The organism is Phenylobacterium sp., from assembly GCF_031412415.1.
Classification (GTDB): Bacteria; Pseudomonadota; Alphaproteobacteria; order Caulobacterales; family Caulobacteraceae; genus Phenylobacterium.
Genome location: NZ_JANOCX010000383.1, coordinates 1 through 2121, shown reverse-complemented (window position 1 = coordinate 2121; position 2121 = coordinate 1). Strand labels below are relative to the sequence as shown.

Here is a 2121-nt window from a genome sequence, read left to right as displayed (position 1 = left end):
TCGAGATCGACCGCGAAAAGGCCGCGAGCCTCGGGGTCTCGGCCCAGGCGGTCGGACGATCCCTGGAGACCATGTTCGGGTCGCGGCGGGTCACGACCTACATCAAGAACGGTCAGGAATACGACGTCATCCTGCAGACCGAGCGGGCCCAGCGCCAGACCGAGTCCGATCTCGAGAACCTCTATGTCCGCACGTCCAGCGGCGCCCAGGTGCCCCTGGCCTCGGTGGTGACCACCAAGGTCCGCGGCGACACGCCCGACCGCTCTCGCGTCGACCGTCTGCGGTCGATCTCACTCTCGGCCCAGCTCAACCCCGGCTATCCGGTCGGCGAGGCCGTGAAGTTCTTCGAGGACGAGGTGGCCAAGCAGCCGCCGGGCTTCCAGATCAAATGGGGCGGCGCCGCGCGCGACTTCCTTGAGGCGGGCGGGGCGGTGGGCCTGGCCTTCGCCATGGCGCTGATCCTGGTGTTCCTGGTGCTGGCGGCGCAGTTCGAGAGTTGGATCCACCCCGCGGTGATCATGCTGACCGTGCCCGTCGCGGCGCTGGGCGGGCTGTTTGGCCTGCTGATCGCGGGATCGACGATCAACACCTACAGTCAGATCGGGCTGATCATCCTGGTGGGTATCGCCGCCAAGAACGGTATCCTGATCGTGGAGTTCGCCAACCAACTGCGCGACGACGGCCTGACCATCCGCGAGGCGGTGATCGAAAGCGCGTCCCTGCGCCTGCGGCCCATCATCATGACTTCGATCTCCGCGGCGGCCGGCGCGATTCCGCTGATCATCTGGGGCGGGGCGGGCGGTGAAAGCCGCAAGACCATCGGCGTGGTGATCTTCTTCGGGGCCATCTTCGCGACCCTGCTGACGTTGTTCATCGTGCCGGTGTTCTACAACCTGCTGGCGCGCTTCACGAAGTCCCCCCAGGCCACCGCCCGGCGCATCGAAGCCTTCGAGGACGCCGAGCAGACCCGCGCCGCCAACGCCGCGGAGTAGGGCCTACGGCGTCTTGTAGCCCGACTCGACCTTCATATAGGCGATCAGGTCCACGCGGTCCTTGGCCTCCTTGAGGCCGGCGAAGCTCATCTTGGTGCCCGGCAGGAAGGTGCGCGGCTCGGCCAGCCACTTGTCCAGGTGCTCGGCGTCCCAGACGAAGCCGGCGTTCTTAACGGCGTCCGAGTACTTGTAGCCGGCCACCTCGCCCGTCTTGCGGCCGAACACCCCGTGCAGGTTGGGGCCGGTCATGTTGGCGCCGCCGGGCGCTATGGTGTGGCACGACTTGCACAGGCCGAACTTGCGCTTGCCGTTTTCAAGGTCGGCGGTGTTGTACGGGGCGGGGAGGGAGGCCAGGACGGCCGCCGTCTGTTCAGCGGTCATCGCGGCCGGCGCCGCGGCGGCTGGCGCCTCAGCCGGCTGACCACAGCCGGCAATCAGGACGCAGGCGCCCGCCAAAGACATCGTCGCCGCACGCATCGTCATGAACCCCAACCTCCGCAATCACTGCGCCGCAAGCTAATCACGGATCGCGCCGTTGCAAGGCGCGCTTGCGCCGTTCCTTCTGAATGATCTCGTCCAGCGCCTGCAGGAACCGGGAACGGTCGTTGCGATCGAACGGCTTTGGCCCGCCATGGATATCGCCAGTGGATCGCAGCTGCTCCATCAGGGCGCGCTGCGCGATGGCCGCGCCGATGGAGTTCTCGGTGAAGGGCTTGCCGTTGGGCGTCACGGCATGGGCCCCGGCCTGCAACACGCGCTCAGCCAGGGGAATGTCGTTGGTCACCGCCACGTCGCCCGGGGCCACATGCTCGGCGATCCAGTCGTCGGCGATATCGGGTCCGGCGTCGACGATTACCCGCGCGATCATCGGCGACTGGGGGATCATCATGAAGGCGTTGGAGACCACCCAGGTCTTCAGGCCGTAGCGCGCGGCGACCTTGTAGATCTCGTCCTTCACCGGACAGGCGTCGGCGTCGATGAACACCTCGATGGGTTTTTCGGCCAAGGGAGCTCCGTTCGAGGTCACGTCCCTCCATGCCCCCGGCGAGCCGCGCTCTCAACGAAAAACGCCGCCGGCCCGGGAGACCGACGGCGCATTCCACGCTTACGCTTACTGTTACGCTTACTG

3 protein-coding genes are annotated in these 2121 nt (G+C 66.8%); 1 reads left to right on the top strand and 2 read right to left on the bottom strand.

The window, feature by feature from the left end:
- Nucleotides 1–992 (top strand): efflux RND transporter permease subunit (locus tag RMO04_RS18200; protein ID WP_309646181.1); only part of this gene is annotated, 992 nt, incomplete at its 5' end.
- A gap of 3 nt (nucleotides 993–995) precedes the next feature.
- Here RMO04_RS18200 and RMO04_RS18195 read toward each other — a convergent pair.
- On the bottom strand, nucleotides 996–1469 hold the full coding sequence (locus RMO04_RS18195; RefSeq protein WP_309646182.1) for a cytochrome c family protein: 474 nt from the start codon (nucleotides 1467–1469) through the stop codon (nucleotides 996–998).
- Nucleotides 1470–1512: 43 nt separating this feature from the next.
- Nucleotides 1513–1998 carry a YaiI/YqxD family protein gene (locus tag RMO04_RS18190; RefSeq protein WP_309646180.1) on the bottom strand — a complete coding sequence of 162 codons (486 nt, stop codon included), beginning with the start codon at nucleotides 1996–1998 and terminating at the stop codon, nucleotides 1513–1515.
- Nucleotides 1999–2121 lie beyond the last annotated feature (123 nt).

Coding starts and splice junctions, on each gene's coding strand:
- RMO04_RS18195 (WP_309646182.1), bottom strand. CDS start 1,469: ATGCGTGCGGCGACGATGTCTTTGGCGGGCGCCTGCGTCCTGATTGCC.